The organism is Pseudomonas sp. NBB, assembly GCF_032701105.1.
Classification (GTDB): Bacteria; Pseudomonadota; Gammaproteobacteria; order Pseudomonadales; family Pseudomonadaceae; genus Aquipseudomonas; species Aquipseudomonas asiatica.
In genome coordinates this window covers 1767898-1790032 of record NZ_CP103994.1, presented here as the reverse complement: position 1 = coordinate 1790032, position 22135 = coordinate 1767898, and the positions used below count along the sequence as shown (strand labels likewise).

General features: G+C 64.2%; 19 protein-coding genes. 5 read left to right on the top strand and 14 right to left on the bottom strand.

The genetic code is table 11. The features are described from left to right. Positions 1-113: 113 nt before the first annotated feature. From NY023_RS08390 to NY023_RS08340, 11 genes are all read right to left on the bottom strand, one after another. Positions 114-293: a hypothetical protein gene (locus NY023_RS08390; protein ID WP_012271225.1), complete on the bottom strand. Its 180-nt coding sequence runs from the start codon at positions 291-293 to the stop codon at positions 114-116. Positions 294-415: 122 nt separating this feature from the next. Further along, a complete protein-coding gene (locus NY023_RS08385) occupies positions 416-1546 on the bottom strand; it encodes a lactonase family protein (protein WP_023660912.1) in 1131 nt (376 codons plus the stop codon). Further along, on the bottom strand, positions 1512-1802 hold the full coding sequence (locus NY023_RS08380) for a DUF5629 family protein (RefSeq protein WP_013971631.1): 291 nt from the start codon (positions 1800-1802) through the stop codon (positions 1512-1514). Before NY023_RS08380 ends, NY023_RS08385 begins: the two co-directional genes overlap by 35 nt. Positions 1803-1937: 135 nt before the next feature. Then, positions 1938-4313 (bottom strand): efflux RND transporter permease subunit, encoded by a 2376-nt coding sequence (locus NY023_RS08375; protein ID WP_024086538.1) that lies wholly within the window; start codon positions 4311-4313, stop codon positions 1938-1940. 20 nt (positions 4314-4333) lie between these two features. Beyond that, a complete protein-coding gene (locus NY023_RS08370; protein WP_013971629.1) occupies positions 4334-5353 on the bottom strand; it encodes a WD40/YVTN/BNR-like repeat-containing protein in 1020 nt (339 codons plus the stop codon). Positions 5354-5620: 267 nt separating this feature from the next. Next, positions 5621-8278, bottom strand: coding sequence for an aminopeptidase N (pepN, locus tag NY023_RS08365; protein ID WP_013971628.1), 2658 nt, complete (start codon positions 8276-8278; stop codon positions 5621-5623). Positions 8279-8291: 13 nt separating this feature from the next. Continuing rightward, complete coding sequence (locus tag NY023_RS08360) at positions 8292-9122, bottom strand: DUF2797 domain-containing protein (protein ID WP_013971627.1); 831 nt, start codon at positions 9120-9122, stop codon at positions 8292-8294. After that, positions 9119-9379, bottom strand: a complete 261-nt coding sequence (locus NY023_RS08355) for a YeaC family protein (RefSeq protein WP_003260154.1) — start codon at positions 9377-9379, stop codon at positions 9119-9121. The genes NY023_RS08360 and NY023_RS08355 overlap by 4 nt, the downstream gene beginning before the upstream one ends. Positions 9380-9392: 13 nt before the next feature. Beyond that, entirely contained in the window at positions 9393-10280 is an 888-nt protein-coding gene (locus tag NY023_RS08350) for a rhomboid family intramembrane serine protease (protein WP_013971626.1), read from the bottom strand. Beyond that, positions 10277-11248 (bottom strand): metallophosphoesterase, encoded by a 972-nt coding sequence (locus NY023_RS08345; RefSeq protein ID WP_013971625.1) that lies wholly within the window; start codon positions 11246-11248, stop codon positions 10277-10279. The genes NY023_RS08350 and NY023_RS08345 overlap by 4 nt, the downstream gene beginning before the upstream one ends. Then, on the bottom strand, positions 11248-12138 hold the full coding sequence (locus tag NY023_RS08340) for an NAD(+) kinase (protein ID WP_013971624.1): 891 nt from the start codon (positions 12136-12138) through the stop codon (positions 11248-11250). Before NY023_RS08340 ends, NY023_RS08345 begins: the two co-directional genes overlap by 1 nt. 88 nt (positions 12139-12226) lie before the next feature. On the opposite strand from NY023_RS08340, the gene NY023_RS08335 reads away from it, so the two are divergent. Both NY023_RS08335 and cybB read left to right on the top strand, forming a co-directional pair. Further along, positions 12227-13159 carry a DUF1853 family protein gene (locus NY023_RS08335; RefSeq protein WP_013971623.1) on the top strand — a complete coding sequence of 311 codons (933 nt, stop codon included), beginning with the start codon at positions 12227-12229 and terminating at the stop codon, positions 13157-13159. A gap of 224 nt (positions 13160-13383) precedes the next feature. Then, on the top strand, positions 13384-13929 hold the full coding sequence (gene cybB, locus NY023_RS08330; protein ID WP_013971622.1) for a cytochrome b561: 546 nt from the start codon (positions 13384-13386) through the stop codon (positions 13927-13929). Here cybB and NY023_RS08325 read toward each other — a convergent pair. After that, positions 13920-14810, bottom strand: coding sequence for a 1-aminocyclopropane-1-carboxylate deaminase/D-cysteine desulfhydrase (locus NY023_RS08325; protein ID WP_013971621.1), 891 nt, complete (start codon positions 14808-14810; stop codon positions 13920-13922). The two genes, cybB and NY023_RS08325, sit on opposite strands and share 10 nt — an antisense overlap. A 153-nt stretch (positions 14811-14963) precedes the next feature. Then, positions 14964-17000 (bottom strand): NADPH-dependent 2,4-dienoyl-CoA reductase, encoded by a 2037-nt coding sequence (locus tag NY023_RS08320; protein ID WP_013971620.1) that lies wholly within the window; start codon positions 16998-17000, stop codon positions 14964-14966. 191 nt (positions 17001-17191) lie between these two features. Here NY023_RS08320 and NY023_RS08315 point away from each other — a divergent pair, with 191 nt between their 5' ends. Continuing rightward, the gene (locus NY023_RS08315; protein ID WP_013971619.1) at positions 17192-18310 is read left to right on the top strand and encodes a nitrilase-related carbon-nitrogen hydrolase; all 1119 of its coding nucleotides are present in this window, start codon (positions 17192-17194) and stop codon (positions 18308-18310) included. 4 nt (positions 18311-18314) lie between these two features. Next, a complete protein-coding gene (locus NY023_RS08310; protein WP_013971618.1) occupies positions 18315-19355 on the top strand; it encodes an AraC family transcriptional regulator in 1041 nt (346 codons plus the stop codon). Between the two features lie 347 nt (positions 19356-19702). Here the strand turns inward: NY023_RS08310 and NY023_RS08305 are convergent, their stop codons facing one another. Then, positions 19703-21112, bottom strand: coding sequence for a PLP-dependent aminotransferase family protein (locus NY023_RS08305; protein ID WP_044046924.1), 1410 nt, complete (start codon positions 21110-21112; stop codon positions 19703-19705). Between the two features lie 121 nt (positions 21113-21233). Here NY023_RS08305 and NY023_RS08300 point away from each other — a divergent pair, with 121 nt between their 5' ends. Next, the gene (locus tag NY023_RS08300; protein WP_013971616.1) at positions 21234-22103 is read left to right on the top strand and encodes a DMT family transporter; all 870 of its coding nucleotides are present in this window, start codon (positions 21234-21236) and stop codon (positions 22101-22103) included. Positions 22104-22135 lie beyond the last annotated feature (32 nt).

Genomic DNA, 22135 nt, shown 5'->3' with positions numbered 1-22135 from the left:
AGGGCCGCACAGCGGCCCCGGCAATCCTGGGGTAAACCGCTGAAATCCTGGGGGCGCTTCGCGCCCCTTTCGCGACACAAGGCCGCTCCCACAGGATCCGTGTCAGGCTTGAGTCAGTGGTTGTGCTTGCCACTCAATGCCGCATGGAAGTTGGCACTCTGGCGCAGGTACTGTTCGGTGTAGCTATGGGTAGCGGACGCCTTGCCGCTGCTGTCGGCATGGGCATGCGCTGGCAATACGACCGAAGCGGAAATGGCGGATGCGGCAATGACCGGGAAGAGATTGAAGTTCATCTGGGCTGACCTCGACGGCGGTGGTTTGACGTTGGCCTGTTTGGGCCTTGGGTCAAACTTACGCCGCCGAAGCCGCAGGCAAAAATTCATTGCGCCAGTATCGACTATCACGCCGATCGATATCACTCGATGAACTTCAGGTCCGACGGCGCATCCTGCTTCAGCGTCTGCACCGTCTCCAACAGCTTGCCGCTGCGCGGATCGCGGCGCATCACCACGATCTGGTTGCTCTTCTGGTTGGCCACCAGCAAGAAGTTGTCACTCGGGTCGAGGGCGAACTCGCGGGGATGATCCCCCTCCACCGAACGGCGCTGCAGGAAGGTCAGCTGGCCATCCTGCTTGCCCACGCTGAACGCCACGATCTCGTTGGCCGTGCCTCGGTTGCTCACATACAGGAAGCGCCCGTCTGCCGACAAGTGCAAGCCACCTGCCGCTTTCGCCGCAGCTTCCTTGCTCTCGGTCAGGGGCAGGCGCTGGCGTTCGACCAGGTTGCCCTCCTGCACGTCGAACATCACCACTTCGGCACTCATTTCCAGGGTCAGGTAGGCGTGCCGACCCTTGGCGTCGAACAACAGGTGGCGCGGCCCGCTGCCCGGCGGCAGGTCCACCGACGCGGGGATCGCCGGCGTCAACGGGTGGTCTGCGCTGGCACCGTCGTAGCGGTAGATGAACACCTTGTCGGCCCCCAGGTCGCTGGCATACAGGTGGCGGCCGTCGGGTGACAGCACCAGCGAATGCACATGGGCGCCAGCCTGGCGCTCGGGGTTGACCCCGCTCGCCTTGTGCCGGGCCTGTTGCACCACCGGCTTGAGCTTGCCGTCCTTGGCCACCGGGACTACCACCAGGCTGCCGCCGGGATCGGGCTTGACCGCGTAGTTGGCCACGAACAGATAACGCTGGTCCTGGCTGAGGCTGGCGTGGGTAGGCTCGTCACCTTGGCTGGGTACCTGGTTGAGCAGCTTGATCTCGCCTTTTGCACTGACGGCGAAACTGCTGACCCCGCCCTTCGGCGTTTCGTTGACCGCAAAGAGCTGACGTTGATCGGCCGACAGCACCAGCCATGAAGGGCTGACACTCTCCACCACCTGCTGCGGCGACGGGTCGATATGACCGGTCTTTTCGTCGAACCCGTAGCGGTAGATGCCCTCGCTGGCGCCATCGGTGTAACTGCCCACCAGCAAGGTGGCGGCGTGGGCATGGATGGTCAGGCTCATCAGGCTAGCGGTCAGCAGGCTCGTCCAGATCCGATTCATCTTCGTCATCATCCGGGGCGCGAAAGGCACTCATACAGACTAGCCGATGCGCGCCGTCGGCATCGTCGAGTTGCCACTCGTCACCCACGGCGATGGCAGCTGTGATCTGCTCGGGGGTGAAGGTCCAGCGGCGGAGCTGGCGGCCGTCCATGCATTCGATGGTGAGGCCGGATTCATCGGAGGTGAAGTCGAAGGCGTGCAGGCCGTCGATCAGGAGCATGTCGCAGGACTGCAGGGCGGTGGCGAGGGGGGACATGGGGGTACCAATCTGAAATGAGTTGGCATTATAGCCCTGGGGCTGCTTTGCAGCCCATCGCGACACAAGGCCGCTCCTACAGGGATCGCATCAGCCTGCCGATACGCGTTCCCCTGCAGGAGCGGCCCCCTGCGGTCAATGAGCGAAAATGGAGCCCCCCTCCTTGCCCACCATCTTCTCAGGCTTGATCAGGAACCTTGCCAGCGCCGGCAGCAGCCACAGCGCACCGAACATGTTCCACAGCAGCATGAAGGTCAGCATCAGCCCCATGTCCGCCTGGAACTTGATAGCCGAGAAGATCCAGGTGCACACGCCGATGGCCAGGCACAAGCCGGTGAACAGCACTGCCTTGCCGGTCGAGCGCAGGGTCTCGTAATACGCCTCCTGCAACGGCAACCCGGCGCGCAGGAAGCTTTCCAGCCGGCTGTAGATGTAGATGCCATAGTCCACGCCAATGCCCACACCCAGCGCCACCACCGGCAAGGTCGCCACCTTGACCCCGATACCCATGTAGGCCATCAGCGCGTTGCCCAGCACCGAAGTCAGCACCAGCGGCAGGACGATGCACAGGGTGGCGGCGAACGAGCGGAAGGTAATCAGGCACATCACCGCCACGCAGATGTACACCAGGATCAGGATGGTCAGCTCGGCCGACTTGATCACCTCGTTGGTCGCCGCTTCGATCCCGGCATTGCCCGCCGCCAGCAGGAACTGCAGGCCTTCCTTGTTGTGGCTGTCGGCAAACGCCTTGGCCACGGCAGTGACCCGCTCCAGGGTTTCGGCCTTGTGGTCGTTGAGGAACACCAGCACCGGCGCCAGCGAGCAGTCGCCGTTGTACAAGCCGTCGGCGCGGGCGATGGAGTTGTTGAGGATGTCCGGGTTGCGCGACAGGGTTTCCCATTTCAGGCTGCCCTCGTTCATGCCCTTGATCACCTGCTTGGACACGGTCACGAGGGAAATTGCCGACTGCACGCCCGGGGTGTTCTGCATGGTCCACATCAGCTCGTCGATCGGCGCCATGGTCGAGTGGATCGAGCAGCTTTCCGGCGGGGTCTTGACCATGATCACCAGCACGTCGGAACTGGTCGAGTAGTTGCTGATGATGAAGTTGTTGTCCTGGTTGTAGCGCGAGTCGGGGCGCAGTTCCGGCGCACCCTGGTCGAGGTCGCCGATCTTCAGGTTCTGGCTGTACCACAGGCCACCGGCGAAGGCGACCAGCGCCAGGGCCACCGACACCGGCGCCACCTTGGCACTGGCGAAGTTCGACAACAGGCGCCAGAACGGGTGCTCGCGGGTGGCGTCCTGCTTGCTGCGCTCGACGGCCTTCTTGCTGATGCCGACGTAGGAGATCGCTACCGGCAGCAGGATGAGGTTGGTGAACACGATCACCGCCACACCGATGGAGGCACCGATGGCCAGTTCACGAATCACGCCGATGTCGATAATCAGCAGGGTGATGAAGCCCACGGCGTCGGCGAGGATGGCGATCATCCCCGGCAGGAACAGCTGGCGGAAGGTGCGCCGGGCGGCGGTCAGGGCGTTGTCGGCGTCACTCGACTGCAGGGCGATACCGTTGATCTTCTGCACCCCGTGGGAAATGCCAATGGCGAAGATCAGGAACGGCACCAGCATCGAGTACGGGTCCAGGCCAAAGCCCACTGCATGCATCAGGCCCAACTGCCAGACCACTGCCACCAGGGTGGTGATGAGCACGGCGATGGTACTGCGGATGCACCAGGTGAACCAGTACAGCAGCACCCAGGTGATGGCCAGGGCGACGCCGAAGAACATCGCCACCATCACCAGGCCGTCGATCAGGTCGCCGACCTTCTTGGCGAAGCCGACGATGTGCACCTTCACGTTGGGGTTCTGCGCCTGGAACTTGTCACGGATCTTTTCTTCAAGCTGGTGCGAGAACTGCTGGTAGTCCAACTTCACCTGCTTGCCTGGGTCCTGCGGGTCGGGGTAGCTCTCCAGCAGTGGCACATCGACGATGCTGGACTTGAAGTTGTTGCCCACCAGTCGCCCCACCTGGCCCGACTTGAGCACGTTGTCGCGCAGGGTGTCGAGGCTGTCCTGCGAGCCGTTGTAGGTGTTGGGAATCACCTCGCCACCCGAGAAGCCTTCCTCGGTGACCTCGCTCCAGCGCACGCTGGGGCTCCACAGCGACTTCAACCCGGCACGGTCGACGCCAGGGATGTAGAACACTTCGTCATGGATCTGCCGCAGGGTCTCCATGTAGTCCTTGTCGAAGATGTCGCCATTCACGGCCTCCACCGAAATGCGCACGGTGTTGCCGAGGTTGGCCAGGTCGTTGCGGTGCTCCATCATCTGCTCGATGAACGGGTGCTGCAGCGGGATCATCTTCTCGAAGCTGGTGGACGGGCGTATCTGCGTGGCCTGCCAGAACAGGAAGATGCTGACCAGCACGCACAGGGCGATGACCACGGGGCGATTGTTGAAGATCAGGCGTTCGAGCAACGTGGCCTTGTCCTGGTGATGCGGGTGCATGGTGATGCTCTCCCTGCTGGTCATGGACGCACCTCCTGGTCAGCACCCTGCGGGTCAGCCAGGTGCACGCCACCCTGCCCTACCAGCAGCAGGCCGCCATCGGCCAGGCCGCTGACGCCGGCCAGGGCAATGCGGTCGGCGCGGTTGTAGACACTGAAGGTCTGGCCGTCATCGGTACTGCGCAGCACGCTGCCGCCATTGCCGACCAGCACCAGGCTACCGTCCTCGACAAGCGTAGCGCCTGCCAGGCCGAATTCGAGGGTGCCACGTGCGGCCTTGAGCTCGATCGGTTGCCAGCTGTCACCGAAATCGGTGGAGCGGAACAGGTTGCCGCGCAGGCCGTAGGCCAGCAATGTGCGCGGCTGTGCAGTGCCTATCACGCCGAACAGCGAGCCCTCGTAGGGGCCTTGAACCTTGGCCCAGGTCTGACCGTTGTCGGCCGAGCGGAACATGCCGCCCTGCTCGCCGACAATGAACAGGCCCGCGTCACGCACCTGGGCGATACCGTTCAGGTGCAGCTGGTCGGGGTTGTCCAGGCGCTCGGCCACGTCCTGCCAGTGCTGGCCGCCGTCGGTGGTTTCCAGCAAGGCGCCGTAGGCACCTACGGCAAAGCCGTGCCGGGCGTCGAGGAAGGCGACATCGAGCAAGGGTGCTTCGCGGGTCAGGTCTTCGAACTGCTTGCTCCAGGTGGCACCACCATCGCTGCTGGCGAGCACCAGCGCATCGTGGCCGACGGCCCAGCCGCGCTTGTCGTCGAGGAAGAACACCGCGGTCAGCAGTTGCCGGGTGGGCACCCGCGCCTGGGTCCAGGTTCTGCCCTGGTCGTCGGAGAACAGGATATGACCGCGATCGCCCACTACCACCAGGCGCTTACCGGCATGGGTGGCGTCGATCAGCAGGCTTTGGCTGGCCTTGGCCGATTCGGTGGAATATTCGTCGGCGGCAGCGGCTTGCACGCTGTCAGCCCACACGCCGAGCCCCAGCGCCAGTACCGCGCTGGCTGCCAATGGCCAGGCAAAGCGCCTGTTCTGTTCCCTCATGACTGTCCCCCTGTTGTGTTCTTGTCTGGTGGGTCAATGCACTGCAGGTACTGCGAAAAGCCTGATCTAGAGGCCCGCAATAGCTTGAGGGGATCGTAGCGGGGATATTTGCGGGAACACAACGGGCGGGGTGTTATGTTTTGTTGTCGGCTCCAAAAGCTTCGCGGGTAAACCCGCTCCCACAGGTCCTGCACAGCCCATGAAAGCGGTGCAGTACCTGTGGGAGCGGGTTTACCCGCGAAGAGGTCGGTTCAGGCTACGGAAAACTCAAGCCAGGCTCTTGCTCACAACCTCATACACATCACTGGACAGCTCACCAGAAGCCAGAATCCGCTCCAGCTCGCCCTTCATCAGGGCCTGACGCGCATCGTCATACTTGCGCCAGCGGGTCAGCGGTGCCAGTTGCCGCGAAGCGATCTGCGGGTTCAGCGCATTCAGCTCGATCACCAGGTCCGCCAGGAAGCGGTAGCCGGAGCCATCCGCCGCATGGAAGTTGACCAGGTTCTGCCCGGCAAAGGCGCCGATCAACGCACGTACCTTGTTCGGGTTCTTCAGGGTGAACGCCGGGTGCTGCATCAGCGCCTTGACCCGCGCCAGCCCGCCCGGCAGCGTACTGGCCGCCTGCACGCTGAACCACTGGTCCATGACCAGCGGGTTGTCCTTGAAGTGCTCGGCAAAGGCTTCCAGCGCCTTGGCCCGCTCGGCTTCGAACGGTGAGTTGACCAGCACGGCCAGGGCGGTCAGGCGCTCGGTCATGTTGTCGCAGTGCTCGAACTGCTCCAAAGCCGCCTGCAGCACCTGCGGCTTGCCGCTCTGCATCAGGTACGACAGCGCGATGTTCTGCAGGCTGCGGCGAGCGAAATGCTCGGCCGAGGCCACGTAGGCGGTGCTGCGCGACACTTCGCGGTTGGCCTGGTAGCGCGCCCACAGGGCGTCGAACAGCTGCTCGGCGATCTGCTGGCGGGCGAACTCGCGGGCAGCGTGGATGGCGTCCACGTCGGCCACCTGGCTGATCTCGGTGAGGTATGCCTCACCCGGCAGCGAGAGCATTTCGGCAACCATGGCCGGGTCCAGCGACTCATTGCCGAGCACGGTGCCCAGGGCGGTGATCAGGCGCTGGTCGAGCTTCAGTGCCTCGCCGCGCTGATGCTGGCCGATCAGCTCCTGCAGCACCTGCACCGACAACTGCTGCCCCGCCTCCCAGCGGTTGAAGCCGTCGCTGTCGTGCTGCATGAGGAACATCAGCTGGTCGCGGTCGTAGGGGAAGCTCAGCTTGACCGGTGCACTGAAGCCACGCAGAAGCGACGGCAGCGGCTTGGCCTGGATACCCTGGAAGGTGAAGGTCTGCTCGGCCTCGGTCACCGACAGCACGCGGCTGGTGCCCTGCGCCGTATCTTCGCCGGCCAGTTGCAGCGGCAGGTCGTTGCCTGCGGCATCCAGCAGGCCAAGCTCCACCGGGATCACGAACGGCAGCTTTTCGGCCTTGTCCGGGGTCTGCGGGCAGCTTTGGCGGAAGGTCAGGCTGTAGGTTTGCGCGGCCGCGTCATAGGCCTCGCTGACTTCCAGGCGCGGGGTGCCGGCCTGGTTGTACCAGCGCTTGAACTGGGTGAAGTCGACGCCGTTGGCGTCTTCCATGGCCTTGATGAAATCGTCGGTGGTCACCGCTTGGCCATCGTGGCGTTCAAAGTACAGGTCGCTGCCCTTGCGGAAGCCGTCGGCGCCCAGCAGGGTACGAACCATGCGCACCACTTCGGCGCCCTTCTCGTACACGGTCAGGGTGTAGAAGTTGGAGATCTCGATGAAGCTGTCCGGGCGCACCGGGTGGGCCATGGGGCCAGCGTCTTCGGCGAACTGGTGAGTACGCAGGTAGGCCACGTCTTCGATGCGCTTGACCGTGCGCGAGTTCATGTCGGCGCTGAACTCGGCATCTCGGAACACCGTGAAGCCTTCCTTCAGCGACAGCTGGAACCAGTCACGGCAGGTGACGCGGTTGCCCGACCAGTTGTGGAAATACTCGTGGGCGACCACGCCTTCGACGCGCTGGTGGGCGGCATCGGTGGCGGTTTCGGCACGAGCCAGCACACAGCTGGAGTTGAAGATGTTCAGGCCCTTGTTTTCCATGGCGCCCATGTTGAAGTCGTTGACCGCGACGATCATGAAGATGTCCAGGTCGTACTCGCGGCCATAGACTTCTTCGTCCCAGCGCATGGACTTCTTCAGGCTGACCATGGCGTGGTCGCACTTGTCGATGTTCTCGGGCTCGACGTAGATGCGCAGGGTCACGTCACGGCCGGACTGGCGGGTGAAGCTGTCCTCGACGCACCACAGGTCACCGGCCACCAGGGCGAACAGGTAGGCCGGCTTCATGAACGGGTCTTCCCAGGTCGCCCAGTGGCGGCCATCGTCTGCCGGCCCGCTGCCGATCGGGTTGCCGTTCGACAGCAATACCGGGTAGCGATGCTGCTCGGCGATGACCGTGGTGGTGAAGGTGCTCATCACATCCGGACGATCGAGGTAGTAGGTGATCTTGCGGAAGCCTTCGGCCTCGCACTGGGTGCAGAACATCTTGCCCGACTTGTACAGGCCTTCCAGTGCGGTGTTGCTCTCGGGGTGGATCTTCACGCTGGTGTCGAGGGTGAAGCGCTCGGCCTTGGGCTGCACGGTCAGGCTGTCAGCGTCGAGCTGGTAGTCGCCCGGCTGCAGCTCCTGGTCATCCAGCGAGGCGCGCAGCAGCTCCAGCTGCTGGCCATCGAGTACCAGTGGCGGCAGGCCGGCACCGCGTGCCGGGTTGCGGCGCATGACCAGTTGCGCGTGAACCAGGGTATGGTCCTCGAACAGCTCGAAGGTCAGGTGCGTCTCGTCGATCAGGTACTCGGGCGCCTGGTAGTCCTTGAGATAGATCACTTGCGGTTGTTCGGTACGCATGTGCAGGTCCTTTTTACTGGAGCACGGCCAACTGGTAGGCCGTGTACTTGCGAATATTGATCACACCGGTGTCGAAGATCAGGTACTGGCCCTTGATGCCCAGCAGCGTGCCTTCCACTACCGGGTCCTTGTCGAGGTTGAAGCTGACGATCTTCGATGGGTAGGCCTCGACCGGGTACTTCATCTGCACCACTTCGGCGTCGGCCAGCGGCTGGATCGCCTGCAGGCCGAAGCGCCCCTGCAGCTCGCGCAGGCCCTCGGCACAGGCGTCGAAGACCTGTTCACGAATGGCCACCAGGTCGAGCTCCTCGGCATCGCCCTTGAGCAGGGCGCGCCAGTTGGTGCGGTCCGGCACCTGGCTGCGCAGCAAGTCTTCGACCAGGCCGGACTGCTGGCGGGTGGCCACGCGCACGATCGGCAGGGCCTGGGTGGCGCCCTGGTCGAGCCAGCGGGTGGGCAGCTGGGTGGCGCGGGTGATACCGACCTTGATCCCCGACGAGTTGGCCAGGTAGACCACATGGTCGGTCATGCAGAACTGTTCGCCCCACGACGGTTCGCGGCAGGTGCCGGCGTCGTAGTGGCACTTTTCCGGGGCCATGATGCACACGTCGCACTGGGCCAGTTTGGTCATGCACGGGTAGCAGTAACCCTGGCTGAAGCTGGTCTTGGTGCGCTTGCCACAATGGCTGCAGTGAATGGCGCCAAGGTACTCAAGGCGCAGGCGCTGGCCGATCAGCGGGTTGACCGGCACCTGCGTGTCATCCAGGCGAAAGCTGTACTGCACCACTGGCGCCTGCAGGCTTACCGCCATCTTGCTCAACGAGCCACGAGCGAGTTCGATCAATGTACCGAGTCCGACTTGAACAGAATGTTGGCGATCGGCGCGGACTTCGAGGCGCATTCCTGCGGGCCCATGTAGCCGGTACGCTGGTCTTCGGGCAGGTTTTTCATCTCCCAGGCGATTACCGCCTGCAGCGACAGCTCTTTCTGCTCGGCAGTGAGCTTGCGGCCATCCGACCATTTGCCGATTTCCACGGCCAGTTTCAGGCTCTCGTAGATTTCCGGGGTGATGTTTTCAATCATTTGCGCGAAAGTGGACATAGTGTCTCCTGATTCAAGCCGACAGTTTACGCCGGGCCAGCGCCCCACCCAAGAGCCCGGTCAGGCATCCGATGAGCAGCCCGCCGACGTGGGCGGCGTTGGCGATCTGGCCAAGGCCCAGGGTGTCGATCACGCCGCTCAGGCACACCACCAGCCAGATCAGCATCATCACCAGCACGCCCTTGGGCAGGTTGAAGTAACGGTCGGGTGCCAGCCACTGGTACAGCCAGATGTGCCCGAGCAGGCCGTACAGCACGCCGGACAGGCCACCGAACAGGCTCGGCCCGCTGCTGTAGTGCTGGGCCAGGTTGGACACCAGGCTGAACAGCAGGGTCAGGCCCAGCAGCGCCCACGGGCCCTGGCGCAGTTCGATGCGTTTGCCCAGCTCCCAGTACCACAGGTTGTTCATGGCCAGGTGCAGCACGCCGAAATGCAGCAGCATGGGCGATACCAGGCGCCACCACTGGCCTTGGTCCAGGCTTTGCGCCAGCGGGCTGAAGTACAGGTAGTCGCCCTGGACGCGGAAATCGAGGAAGGTGAACCAGCTGATGGTGGTGAAATTGTCGCCAAGGCCGGTGAGGCCGGCGACGATGAAGCACAGCAGCAGGGTGATAGTGGTGACTTTGCAGGCTTTGGCCTGTTCTGCCAGGGAGGGTTGTGTGGGGCTATTCGCGGGTAAACCCGCTCCCACAGGGTCCTGTGCAAGTTCGAGGTCGGCGTTGCCGTCGGGGTAGCGCTGGTAGAGTTCGCGGACGTCCGCTGCCAGGGTGTCGGGGGCCCAGAGCACCTGGGCATCGCCCTCCTCGCTGACCCGGTGCGGCACCTGCAGGCGCTGCAGCAGGTGAACGAAGCCGCTGAGGTCGACCGACAGCGGCAGGCGCATCACTTCGATAATGTTCATTGGTTGGCCTGTGGGCGGTCGACGTCGACCCAGACGAACTTGTGCGGGTCGATGCGGGTTTCATCATCCAGCCGGTAGGCTGCCAGCTTGCCATAGAGCACGGCGCTGTAGTCCAGGCAGGCCAGGTTGGCGCGGATCGGCGCCGGGCGGCCGCTGCGCCAGTAATGGCCGACGAACAGCATGGGCTCGTCTTCGGCATAGCGCAGCAAGGCGTTCTTCTGGCTGTGACTGAGCGGGGTGCTGGCCACTTCCGCGGGCAGGGCGTCTGGCTGGAACACGATGTCGCCGTAGGTTTGCGGGTCTTCTTCCCAGAACTTGGTACGGAAGAAGGCACGGGTCAGGCCGTCGCCACCGGTGAGGGTCAGGCCGTCCGGCAGGCGCATGTCGGTACCGCGCAGCAGGCGGTTGCACACGGTGGCGGCAAAGCTGCCGTTCACCGCCGAGGCCTGGATGAAGTGTTCGTCGATGCGCCCGTCGGGGTACTGCTGGCGCAGCGGCTCGATCAGCCGCGGGTCCCAGCAGGCATGCACCAGGCGGAAGCGCCCGGCGTCGACGAACAGCGGCAATTCGTAGAACCAGTTGACGAAGTCGTGCCAGTCAGCGGGGTGGTGGGCAAACTGGGTCAGGGTTTCGTCGATCAGCCGGGCGTGGCGTGGCGTATGCTCGCGCACGAAGGCCTTGCCGCTGCCAGGCAGTGCCGGGGTGACCCAGCCCAGCGCGTTGTACTCGTGGTTGCCCATGATGCAGAACGCCTGGCCGGCCTCGACCATGTCGTGGACGATGTGCAGCGCCTCGCGGATGCGTGGCCCGCGGTCCACGATGTCGCCAAGGAACAGCGCCTGGCGCCGCGGGTGGCGCCACACGCCTGCCACACGCTTGTAACCGAGGGCGTCGAGCAGGCGTTCAAGGGTCAGCGCACAACCGTGCACGTCACCGATGATGTCGAAACTACGCGCCGGATCGAGCATCAGTCGTCCCTGCTTCCCAGCCGGCTGCCCCAGCCGAGCTTGGTGCGGCAGACCTCGTAGTAATTGTGGTCCAGCGGGTGGATCAGGCGCAGCTTCTGCGGTTTCTTGCTCACCGTGATGGTGTCGCCGGGGGCACAGGTGAAGTGGTTCTGGCCGTCACAGGATACCTGCGGGTAGATCTGCAGGTCCTTGGACACCACGATCTTCAGTTCGCTGTTGCCGTCGACCACGATCGGCCGGCCTGACAGGGTGTGCGGGTACATCGGCACGATGACGATGGCATCGAGCTTGGGGTGCATGATCGGGCCGCCGGCCGACAGCGCGTAGGCGGTGGAGCCGGTGGGGGTGGCGACGATCAGGCCGTCGGCCTTCTGGCTGCAGACGAACTGGCCATCGATGTAGATCTCGAACTCGATCATGCGCGTGGACTTGCCCGGGTGCAGCACCACATCGTTCAGCGCATCACCCTGGCCGATGGCTTCGTTGTGGCGGCGTACCTCGGCCTGCAGCAGGAAGCGGTTTTCCACCAGGTAGTGGCCGTCGAGCACTTCGGCGACCTTCTCTTCCAGCTCGTCGGGGCGGATGTCGGTGAGGAAACCCAGATTGCCACGGTTGATGCCCAGCACCGGAATGTTGTGCCGGGCCAGGGCGCGGGCGGCGCCCAGCAGGCTGCCGTCGCCGCCGACCACGATGACCAGGTCACAGACCTCACCCAGCAGCTTGCGGGTGGAAGTTTGCAGGCCATGGCCAGGCAACACTTCGGCGATGGTGTCCTCGAGGATCACGTGCAGGTGGCGCTCGATAAGAAATTTTTTCAGTCGGCGAATGGTGTCGAGCACCTGGGAGCTGCCAAGGCGGCCAATGATACCGATATTGCGAAATTGCTCCATGGGGCTCCTGCGAGGCTCTGCGGCGGGTGACTATGCCGCGATTATGGGCGAAACCACCGGGTAGCGGCAAACCGGCTATGCTCGCAGGATGATGCCATTCGCCCTGCTCCACGACCTGCCCCGGCAGCTACGCCGCCCCAACGTGCGCGACCTGGCCTGGGCCCTGCTGTCGCCTCCGTTGCTCAGCGCCCCGCCCTGCCCCCAGCGCCACCCGCTGGCGGGCAGCCTGTGGGCGGACCAGCCACAGCGCCTGGCAGACTGGCTGCGGGCGCTGGATGACGATGACCGCCCATTGCGCGACTGGCTGGCGCAGCTGGGTAGCCGGCGCCTGGGGCACTACTACGAACGGCTGTGGCAATTCGCCCTGGGCCAGGCCCCGGGCATCGAACTGCTGGCGGCCAACCTGGCGATTCGCGACGGCGGGCGCACCCTGGGCGAGCTGGATGTGGTGCTGCGCGACCGCGACGGTGTGCACCACCTGGAACTGGCCATCAAGCTGTACCTGGGTCCGGAACACCCCGGGCATGACCCCGACGCCTGGCTGGGGCCGGGCTGCCATGACCGACTGGGAAGCAAACTGGCGCACCTGGCACGGCACCAGTTGCCCATGTCGGCGGGGGCACACAGCCGCGAGGTGCTGGCTCGGCTGGGGGTGGAGCAGGTGCAGGCGCATGTGTGGCTGGGTGGCTATCTGTTCTACCCGTGGCCCGGGCATGCGCAGCCACTACAGGGCGCCAACCCGCAGCACTTGCGCGGGCGCTGGCTGCGGCGGCGGGACTGGGTCATGGGCGAAGGTGAGCAATGGCAGCCGCCGCAACGGCATGCCTGGCTGGCGCCAGCGCGGGTCGAGGCGCATGAGTGCTGGGCGGTGGAGCAGTTTGCGGCATGGCTGCATGTGCTGGAGCGGCAGGCTCCGGCGCAGTTGCTGGTGAGGTTGGAGCAAGAGGCTGACGGGGCGTGGCAGGAGGCCGAGCGGGTGTTTCTGGTGGCTGACAGTTGGCCATTTACATCCAAGGCATGATGCAGGCTGTTCCGGCCTCTTCGCGGGCTTGCCCGCCCCCACAGGTACTGCACAGGTCTCTGGCTCAGCGCTGTGCCTGTGGGAGCGGGTTCACCCGCGAAAGGGCCGGTGCAGACAACACAATTTTCACAGACCTGGCGCAAAGATTTGTTACCCCGTAGCCACTACAGTACTTCCTGAGCGCCGGCAAGAGCGCTATTCCGACCTGATGACGAGGACCGATCATGGTTTCATCCACCCCCACGACCCATTACGCGCGCCTGTCCATCGCCCTGCACTGGCTGATGCTGGTGCTGCTGGCCGCTGTCTACGCCCTAATCGAACTGCGTGGCCTGTTCCCCAAGGACAGCGTCGAACGCAACCTGATGAAGGACCTGCACTTCATGCTCGGGCTCAGCGTGTTCGTGCTGGTCTGGTTGCGCCTGGCCATCCGCCTGAGCCGCCCGACTCCACCCATCGTGCCCAAGCCTGCGGCCTGGCAGACCGGCCTCGCGCACCTGATGCACCTGGCGTTGTACCTGCTGATGATCATCCTGCCGCTGGCCGGCTGGCTGATCCTCAGCGCCGCCGACAAACCAGTGCCGTTCTTCGGTCTGGAGCTGCCGCACCTGATCGGCCCGAATCCGGACCAGGCCAAGTTCATCAAAGGCTGGCATGAACGCATCGGCAGCTGGGGCTACTGGCTGATCGGCCTGCACGCTCTGGCCGGGCTCTATCACCACTATGTGCAGCGCGACAACACGCTGCTGCGCATGCTGCCCTACAAGTAACCGCGCCGGCCCTGCAGGCCGCCGGTGTGCACCACGATCAGGCGGGTGCCGGGCGCGAACAGCCCGGCCTCGACCTGCTCACGCAGGGCCAGCAGAGCCTTGCCAGTGTAGAGGGCTTCGAGCGGCACGCCTGTGTGCCGCTCGCAATCAGCGATGAACGCCAACAGATCAGCGTCGAATTTGCCGAAACCGCCACGGCAGGCGTCGTGCAGTTGGTAGCCATGCGCGCCGGCCAGTGCTGCTACCGCCACCGGCACACCATGGTCCCTGGGTACCGCCACTGCACCATGCACCACATGTGCGCCCGCCTCGGCCATTACCAGACCGGCCAGGGTAGTCCCCGTTCCAGCAGCCAGCCACCAGGCGTCGTAGCCCGACCAGCCCAGTGCCGCGATCTGCGCCCGTGCCTGCTGCATGATCAGCGCGCAGCCCTGTGCACCGGCCAACCCGCCGCCCCCTTCAGGGATGCAGTACCAACCCGGGTAGCGCGCTTGCCAGGGCTCCCAGAAACCCGCTTGATTTCGTGCGCGGTAGCCGCCATAGCCCAGCCAGTGCAGTTCCATGCCCAGCGTCTGCAGGTCACGCACGGTTGGCGTGTCCTGGGCGTGACCACGCAGCAGGCCGGCGGTGGCGAAGCCGAAGCGCTTGCCGGCAGCGGCCAGGGCGTGCAGGTGGTTGGAATGGTTGCCGCCGAGGCTGATCAGGCCCGGGGCGTTGCTGGCGCTGGCCTGTTGCAGGTGATGGCGTAGCTTGAACCATTTGTTGCCGCTGATCAGCGGATCGATCAGGTCCAGGCGCAGGATGGCGGCTTCTACCTGGGCTTGTTGCAGCCAGGGCAGGATCAGGGGCTGCAGGGGGGCTTGGGGCAGGTCAAAGTGCATCGTGCGAGTTTACCAGTGAAAGCCTGGGGCTGCTTTGCGTCCCTGTGGGAGCGGGTTCACCCGCGAACACCGGCGCAGCCGGTGCCATGCACCGCGCAGCCCTATTCGCGGGTGAACCCGCTCCCACAGGGCCGCAAAGCGGCCCCGGCGATCTCAGAGCTCAGCCGCCAATCTCGAACCTTGGTTGATCGCCCGCTTGGCATCCAGCTCGGCCGCCACATCTGCCCCACCAATCAGGTGTACCGACTGCCCCGCCGCCACCAGCCCGTCCTGCAGCTCGCGCAGCGGCTCCTGCCCTGCACAGATCACCACGTTGTCCACCGCCAGCACCTGCGGCTCGCCATCGGCCACGCGAATGTGCAGGCCGGCATCGTCGATGCCCAGGTACTCGACGCTGTTGAGCATCTGCACCCGCTTGTTCTTCAACCCGGTGCGGTGAATCCAGCCGGTGGTCTTGCCCAGGCCGTCACCCACCTTGGATTTCTTGCGCTGCAACAGGTACACCTGCCGCGCCGGGGCATGCGGCTCGGCCTTGATCCCGGCCACGCCACCACGCGCCTGCAGATGGGTGTCGATGCCCCACTCCTTCCAGAACGCCTCACGGTCCTGGCTGGTGGCAACGCCCTGATGCACCAGGTACTCGGAAACGTCGAAACCGATGCCACCCGCACCAATCACCGCGACAGCCTTGCCCACCGGCTTGCGCTCGAGCAGCACGTCGAGGTAGCTGAGCACCTTGGCATGCTCGACACCGGGGATGGCCGGCGTGCGCGGAGCGATGCCGGTGGCCAGGATGATCTCGTCGTAGCCACCGTCCACCAGGGACTGCACATTGACCCGGGTGTTCAGGCGCAAGTCCACGCCCGTGCTTTTGACCTTGTTGCGGAAGTAACGCAGGGTTTCATGGAACTCTTCCTTTCCCGGTACCCGCTTGGCCACATTGAACTGCCCGCCGATCTCGCTGGCGGCATCGAACAGGGTCACCGCGTGGCCGCGCTCGGCCGCCACCGTGGCTGCCGCCAGGCCGGCCGGGCCTGCGCCGACCACGGCAATGCGCTTCACGGTGCGCACGGGCAGGTAGTTGAGCTCGGTCTCGTGGCAGGCACGCGGGTTGACCAGGCAACTGGTCAGCTTGCCGCCGAAAGTATGGTCCAGGCAGGCCTGGTTGCAGCCGATGCAGGTGTTGATCTCGTCGCCGCGGCCAGCAGCGGCCTTGTTGACGAAGTCCGGGTCGGCCAGGAACGGACGTGCCATCGAGACCATGTCGGCATCGCCTTCGGCCAGCACCGCCTCGGCCACCTCCGGAGTATTGATGCGGTTGGTGGTGATCAGCGGAATGTTCACCACGCCGCGCAACTTGGCGGTGACCTTGCTGAACGCCGCGCGCGGCACCTTGGTGGCAATGGTCGGTATACGCGCTTCGTGCCAGCCGATGCCGGTATTGATCAACGTCGCGCCGGCCTTCTCGATGGCCTTGGCCAGCAGCTCGATTTCATCCCAGGTGCTGCCGCCCTCGATGAGATCGAGCATCGACAGGCGGAAGATGATGATGAAGTTCGGCCCGACCGCGCCGCGCACCCGGCTGACGATCTCCACCGCCAGGCGCATGCGGTTTTCATAACTGCCACCCCAGCGGTCGGTGCGGTGGTTGGTGTGGGCGGCGAGGAACTGGTTGATGAAGTAGCCTTCCGAACCCATGATCTCGACGCCGTCGTAACCGGCGCGCTGGGCCAGCACCGCGCAATTGACGAAGTCGGCGATCTGCTTCTCGATACCCGCCTCGTCCAGTTCCCTGGGCTTGAACGGGTTGATTGGCGCCTGGATCGCGCTGGGTGCCACCTGGCGCGGGCTGTAAGCGTAGCGCCCGGCATGCAGGATCTGCAGGCAGATCTTGCCGCCGGCAGCGTGTACCGCCTCGGTGACGATGCGGTGCTTGTCGGCTTCTTCCTCGGTGCTGAGCTTGGCCGCCCCGGAATACACCCCACCCTCATCGTTGGGCGCGATGCCGCCAGTAACCATCAGGCCGACGCCACCGCGGGCGCGCTCGGCAAAGTACGCCGCCATACGCTCGAAGCCGCCCGGGCGCTCTTCGAGGCCGGTGTGCATCGAGCCCATCAGGGTGCGGTTGCGCAAGGTGGTGAAGCCCAGGTCCAGCGGTGCGAGCAGGTGCGGGTAGCGGTCGGCGGCCATGGAAAGGTCCCCAGGTGGCGTATTCACGGAATGCGGGTGCCTCACCGGCTGGCGGACCCCGTCGTTTGTCTGCCTGCGACATTAAACAGACGTTTGAACGGGCTCAATGATCGAAACTGACAAGTTATTGATCCTCGCGCACAGCGCGACTACCCTAGGAAACTCTTGTTTCCAAGGCGCTGTCCTGCTTCATGCGAAAACTCCTGGCAAGCGCCCTGGCGCTGGTGATGATCGCCGCCCTCTGCGGCTACGGTTTCTGGACCCAGCAGCGCCCGGAAGGCCATTACCTGTCCGACCTGCGCATCGAACTGGCGCTGAACCATGGCGTGCCGGGCGAGCACGGCAACCTGCTTGGCGTCGAACCGCTGCTGTTCCCGGGCGACTACCAGAACCTGCAGCGCCTGCATCGCAAGCTCGCGGCCTACCTGGAGCAAGCCCGCACCCAAGGGCTGGTCGGCCCGCGCACGGTGGTGGTGCTACCCGAGCACATCGGCACCTGGCTGTGGGCGCGTGGCGAAAAGAACGAGCTTTATCAAGTCACGCAAAGCCGCGAAGCCCTGCAATGGCTGGAACTGAGCAACCCGCTGCGCTATGGCCTGGCCATGCTCCGTGCCGACGGGGACGACTGGCGCGCCGACGCGCACCTGCGCATGAAAGCCGAGCAGATGGCTGCGGACTACCAGCAACTGTTCGGTGGCCTGGCCAAGGAATTCAATGTCACCCTGGTGGCCGGCTCTATCGTACTGCCCGCCCCCTACGTGAAACAGGGCGTGCTGCATGCCGGCAGCGGCCCGCTGTTCAACAGCAGCGTGGTGTTCGCCGGCGACGGCTCGCTGCTGGGCCAACCGCAACGCCAGCAGTTCCCCGACAGCGAAATGCGCCGCTATGTACATGATGGCCGCCAGCACCCGCTGCAGGTATTGCAAACCCCTGCCGGGCGCCTGGGCGTGCTGGTGGGCAGCGACAGCTGGTACCCGGAAAACCACCAACAACTGGCCCAACAGGCAGTACAACTGATCGCCAACCCGGTGTTCCTCAGCGGCAAGGGCAGCTGGCAAGCGCCCTGGCGCGGCAATCGCCATCAGGATGCCAGCGCCGGGCTGCCCTTGCGGCGCGGCGAAGTCAGCGAACAGGCTGCATGGCAGCGACTGACCCAATCGGCCGGAACCAGCGTCAGCAGCATGAGCGTGTTCATGCGTGGGCAGTTCTGGGAACAGGGCAGCGACGGCCAGGGCTTTGCCCGCCAGGCGGGTGAATTGCTGGCAGGCACCCCCAGCCCTGGAGCCCGCCTGTTGAACCTGTGGTTGTAAGCCCATGGCCCGCCCCCGCGTGCGCCTGGGCGACCTGTCGGTTGGCTTTGTCCAGCCGCTGACCGAAGCCCTGCGCGAACTGGGCCATGACCCCGAGCCGCTGCTGCGCCGCTATGGCCTGGATGCGGCGCGCCTGGGCGAAGCCGGCGCGCGCTTGTCGATCCCGCGCTACATGCACCTTGGGCACGCTGCCATCGAGCTGTGCGGCGAGGCCGCACTGGGCCTGCACATGGGGCGCCTGAGCCGCCTGGCGCATGCCGGCCTGGCCGGGGTCACCGCTGCCCAGGCACCGAACCTGGGCGAGGCGGCACGTACCCTGTTGCGCTTCGAGCCGCTGTACGCCGCCAACTACCGCGGCCACTCCAGTTTTCAGGAAGATGCCGAGGGCGCCTGGCTGCGCTTCTACTCCATCAGCCCCTACAACGCCTACAACCGTTTCGTGGTCGATTCGCTACTTGCCGGCTGGCTCGCCCAGCTTGCCGACCTGGCCGGTACGGCGGTGCAGGCCGAACATATGGACATCGAGTTCGCCGCACCCGCTTATGCCGCGCGCTACCAGCCGCTGTGCAGCACACCCGTGCAGTTCGCGGCCGCTGGTAACCAGCTGCGCCTGAGCCGCGCCACGCTGCAGTTGGCCAATCCCAGGCATTGCCCAAGCACCTGGCACCACCTGCTGCAGCTGTGCGAGGCGGAAATGCTGCAACGCACGCGGGTACGCAGCCTGGGTGAGCGCATCACCCACCTGCTGGGCCCATTGCTCAACGGCGGTCGTGAGCCGGATCTGGAAGAAGTGGCGCTGCACCTGCAACTTCCGACCTGGACCTTGCGCCGGAAGCTGGCCGAGGAAGGCACCCGTTTTCGCGACCTGCTCAGCGAAACACGGCGCGACCTGGCCCAGACCTACATCCGCGATACGGAACTGGCCTTTGGCGAGATTGCCTACCTGCTGGGGTTTGCTTCGGCCGAGGCCTTCCAGCGCGCATTCAAACGCTGGACGGGCCTTACACCGGGGGAGTTTCGCCGCAGCCAGCGGCGGGTGGGCTAGAGCTCGGTGGCGTCGTCAGCCGGTTCCGGGGTGTCCAGTTCATAAGCCTGGAATTCGAGAAGTTCTTCTTGGTATTCGTCCATAGCCCTAAGCCCTCTTCACTCATTTTTCCTGGTAACTGTCGCCTCACCCTAGGCAGGAAGGATGAAGGATTGATGACAAGCTTATGATCCGGTGCCCAGCAATCGTTAGCCCCGTGCTACTTGATATTAGCCGTTTGTAGGTCATGCAGGCTTTAGACGGCAGGCCCAAGCCGAACTACGCGTGCGCAGTGCTGGCTGCGCTCCCCCGTGCGGTGCGCGAGCATGCCGTAGCCATTTCTGTCGCAGGTGTGCCCCATGACAAGCTCAGCTTGGCACTAAGTGCTCTGGCGACTGCGCACTCAGCGCCCTTTTCAACACTTCGTAGAGTTTGCCGTCACCCGATTGAGCAACGTTGAAGCGCAGGAAATCCCCCGCCGTCATGGATTGGCTGAACGCATTACCGGGCGCCAACACTACACCTTCATTCAGGCAGGTCCTGGCCAGCGTTGCTGCATCCTTGCCTTGAGGGAGCTGGCACCAGAGGTACATGCCTGCCTGGGGAATTATCCACGGCTTGATACCAATGGCCTGAAGCCTCGGCACCGTTCTGTCCATTGCCTCGCCTAACCGGTGGCGGACACCTTCCATGTGTTTTCGGTACCCGCTATCCGTAATCGCTTGATAGATGATGTCCGCGGCCAAGCGTCCGCCGCCGAAGGTGGTCGCGATCTTCAGGTCGACCAGGCTCTCGATCCATTCACCACGGGCGGCGATGTAGCCGCATCGGATTGAAGCAGAGATGGTCTTGGAAAAGCTGCCTATCTGAATCACACGCGAGAGGCCGTCGAAGGCAGACAGCCGTGGCGCGGGCGTATTCTCGAAATCAGCGAAGATGTCGTCCTCCACGATCACCAGGCTAGAGGTGTCGGCCAGCTTCAGCAGCCTGTGCGCGGTGACCGGGGACAGGCTGGCCCCGGTTGGGTTGTGGATGCCGGAATTGGTGATGTACAACCTGGGTGCGTGCCTGAGCAGGGCTGCGCCGAACGCCTCGATGTCCGGGCCTGTCTGCGTGTAGGGTACCCCGACAATGTTCACCCTGTGGGCTTTGAGCAGTGCGTGAAAATTGAAATAGCAGGGGTCGTCGACCAGGACCGTGTCCCCCGGTTCCAGCAGAAAACGGCAAATCAGGTCGATGGCGTGGGTGCCCGATTCGGTGAGCATGATCTGTTCCAGCGGGGCTTCGATGCCGATGCCAGCCAGCCGTCGCGACAGGAACTGCCTGAGCGGCGGATGCCCGAGCGGCGACGCGTACTCGGCCAGTTTTACCGTGTCGGAACGGGCAGCGACTCGCAGCGCTTTACGCATGCCGGCTTCGTACATCCAGGAGGCAGGCAGCCACCCGCACCCTGGTTTCAGCGCATCGCTGGAGGTTTCAAGAGACTGGCGCGAGATCCACAGCGGGTCGACCTCACGATCGAGCCTGGGGCCGAGTTCGGTCAGTGCCAAGGGCGCCACGGGCCCTGCCACGTAGTAGCCAGAGCCAGGGCGGGCGCTGAGCACCCCCTCTGCCATCAACCGTTCATAGGCCTCAAGTACGGTAGAAACCGATACCGGCATGGCCTGTGCCATTGCCCGGACCGAAGGGATCCGCGCACCGGGCGTGTAGGTCCGGGAGGCTATCCTCGCCTGCACCTCACCCATGACGGTCCGAATCAGCGTTCCACTGCGTTTCATCGCACCCTCAACTGTGCTGGATTAATGTGCATAACAGTTCGGTAAAACTGTATTGGATTGTACATGGCCTTGGTGAGCGCGTCAGTGATGTACTGAACCCAGACTTATCGAGGACTGGGCGATGGAAAAATCAACAAGCGGATGGATCAACGGCTTCATAGGCGTCGCCATCTTCGCCGGCTCGCTGCCGGCCACCCGTGTGGCAGTGACGGCCTTCGAACCGACGTTCCTGACCTGTGCCAGGGCAACGATTGCCGCTCTGTTGGGGGCGCTTTTCTTGCTTGTGCTGCGCCAGCCTCGCCCTGAACGCGGTGACCTGTGGTCATTGGCGGTAACAGCGTTGGGCGTGGTAATCGGTTTCCCGCTGCTGACGGCACTGGCCCTGCAGCATGTAACCTCTGCCCATTCCATTGTCTTTGTCGGGCTGCTGCCGCTGTGTACCGCAGGGTTTGCCGTGCTGCGGGGCGGTGAGCGACCTCGGCCACTGTTCTGGTTATTCTCGTTGACGGGTGCCGGAATCGTCGTTGGATATGCGCTTATGAATGGTGGGGAGGCATCGGCGCTGGGCGATTTGCTGATGATGGCGGCGGTCATCGTCTGTGGGTTGGGTTATGCCGAAGGGGCGCGCCTGTCACGGACGTTGGGGGGTTGGCAAGTGATCAGTTGGGCGTTGCTGGTGGCGTTGCCGCTGATGCTACTACTGACAATCACTAATCTTCCGACACCAGATGCCTTCGCCAAAGTAAGCGCCCCTGCGTGGTTCAGCCTCGGCTACGTTTCACTGTTCAGCATGCTGATCGGTTTTGTGTTCTGGTACCGAGGGCTCGTCCAGGGTGGCATTGCAGCAGTGGGCCAGTTGCAACTCTTTCAGCCGTTCATGGGGCTTGGGCTGGCAGCGTTGCTGCTGCACGAACAGGTCAGCTGGATGATGCTTGTGGTGACGCTGGGGGCTGTCATCTGTGTTGCCGGGGCCAAGAAGTACGCCTTGTAGATGTCGATCCAGAAAAAAGCGAATTGGGAAGG

Excerpts from the sequence above, each read along its gene's own strand:
- NY023_RS08300 (WP_013971616.1), top strand. The coding sequence starts at position 21,234 with ATGGAAAAATCAACAAGCGGATGGATCAACGGCTTCATAGGCGTCGCC.
- NY023_RS08380 (WP_013971631.1), bottom strand. The coding sequence starts at position 1,802 with ATGTCCCCCCTCGCCACCGCCCTGCAGTCCTGCGACATGCTCCTGATC.
- NY023_RS08340 (WP_013971624.1), bottom strand. The coding sequence starts at position 12,138 with ATGGAGCAATTTCGCAATATCGGTATCATTGGCCGCCTTGGCAGCTCC.
- NY023_RS08320 (WP_013971620.1), bottom strand. The coding sequence starts at position 17,000 with ATGGCCGCCGACCGCTACCCGCACCTGCTCGCACCGCTGGACCTGGGC.
- NY023_RS08355 (WP_003260154.1), bottom strand. The coding sequence starts at position 9,379 with ATGTCCACTTTCGCGCAAATGATTGAAAACATCACCCCGGAAATCTAC.
- NY023_RS08375 (WP_024086538.1), bottom strand. The coding sequence starts at position 4,313 with ATGCACCCGCATCACCAGGACAAGGCCACGTTGCTCGAACGCCTGATC.
- NY023_RS08390 (WP_012271225.1), bottom strand. The coding sequence starts at position 293 with ATGAACTTCAATCTCTTCCCGGTCATTGCCGCATCCGCCATTTCCGCT.
- NY023_RS08335 (WP_013971623.1), top strand. The coding sequence starts at position 12,227 with ATGATGCCATTCGCCCTGCTCCACGACCTGCCCCGGCAGCTACGCCGC.
- NY023_RS08310 (WP_013971618.1), top strand. The coding sequence starts at position 18,315 with ATGGCCCGCCCCCGCGTGCGCCTGGGCGACCTGTCGGTTGGCTTTGTC.
- cybB (WP_013971622.1), top strand. The coding sequence starts at position 13,384 with ATGGTTTCATCCACCCCCACGACCCATTACGCGCGCCTGTCCATCGCC.
- NY023_RS08350 (WP_013971626.1), bottom strand. The coding sequence starts at position 10,280 with ATGAACATTATCGAAGTGATGCGCCTGCCGCTGTCGGTCGACCTCAGC.
- NY023_RS08345 (WP_013971625.1), bottom strand. The coding sequence starts at position 11,248 with ATGCTCGATCCGGCGCGTAGTTTCGACATCATCGGTGACGTGCACGGT.
- NY023_RS08385 (WP_023660912.1), bottom strand. The coding sequence starts at position 1,546 with ATGAATCGGATCTGGACGAGCCTGCTGACCGCTAGCCTGATGAGCCTG.
- NY023_RS08305 (WP_044046924.1), bottom strand. The coding sequence starts at position 21,112 with ATGAAACGCAGTGGAACGCTGATTCGGACCGTCATGGGTGAGGTGCAG.
- NY023_RS08315 (WP_013971619.1), top strand. The coding sequence starts at position 17,192 with ATGCGAAAACTCCTGGCAAGCGCCCTGGCGCTGGTGATGATCGCCGCC.
- NY023_RS08370 (WP_013971629.1), bottom strand. The coding sequence starts at position 5,353 with ATGAGGGAACAGAACAGGCGCTTTGCCTGGCCATTGGCAGCCAGCGCG.
- NY023_RS08325 (WP_013971621.1), bottom strand. The coding sequence starts at position 14,810 with ATGCACTTTGACCTGCCCCAAGCCCCCCTGCAGCCCCTGATCCTGCCC.
- pepN (WP_013971628.1), bottom strand. The coding sequence starts at position 8,278 with ATGCGTACCGAACAACCGCAAGTGATCTATCTCAAGGACTACCAGGCG.